Source organism: Mesorhizobium sp. WSM4849, from assembly GCF_055811385.1.
In genome coordinates this window covers 1-817 of the sequence record NZ_JBVVPW010000103.1, presented here as the reverse complement: position 1 = coordinate 817, position 817 = coordinate 1, and the positions used below count along the sequence as shown (strand labels likewise).

General features: G+C 64.4%; 1 protein-coding gene. It reads right to left on the bottom strand.

Annotated elements, in window-relative coordinates; all coding sequences use genetic code 11:
• Window positions 1-817 (bottom strand): AsmA family protein (locus tag AC0L3L_RS36380; RefSeq protein ID WP_473642191.1); only part of this gene is annotated, 817 nt, incomplete at both ends.

Below are 817 nucleotides of genomic sequence, written 5' to 3'. Positions count from 1 at the left end.
TTTTTCCGGAGATCACCGGTGCGGCGAGATAGTTAGCAATCAGCGCATCGATGGTGACCGTCTTTGCCGAAACATCGCCGCGTGAAATCGAAGCCGTCGAAGCCTTGATGGTGACCTCAGGCGCATTGCCGGTCTTCGAGAAGGCGATCGTGCCACGCACGTCGCCGTTAGCTTTTTCCAGCGCCAGGGCTGCGAGCGGACTGATATCGGGTAGATCCAGCGCCACCGTGCCGAGCGGCAGGAATCTATCGTCGAGAGCAAGGTCGCCCGAAACTTTGTTGTCGCCCAGCGACAGGCTTAGTCCGTCTATGGACCGCTTTCCCTGGCGCGTTACCAGCGACGCCTTGAAATCAAGTGGCTCGTCATTGACGGATCCGGTGAGCGAGATATCGGCCGCAGGGCTGGCGATGTCGCCCTTCCCCGTCGCGGTGAGCCTCAACCCGGTGATTTCTCGCGCCGCCACCGAAAGCCGGTCGCTATCGACCGTCAGCGACAGGTCCGGCGCTGTACCGGCGCCCTGCGCCTTCAGCGCGAACGTTATGGCGCCCTTGGCATCCCCGGACAGAAGCGAGATGTCGGACAGCGCGCCCTTGACGTCGGCGCTGGCCTTGTTGTCGGCGAGGCTGGCCTGCCCGTCGGCGCTGAATGCACCTGATACCAGCCTGATGGCGTTGGCGGTGACATTGCCGTTGGCGTCGCGCTTCAGTACCGCGCTGAGCTGCGTCCGCTCGGCGAGCACGCCGCGCGCTGCCGCCGGCAGTGCTGCGGAAGCCGCATCCGCCCTGAGGTTGAGATCGATGGCGCCGTCGGCCAGCGA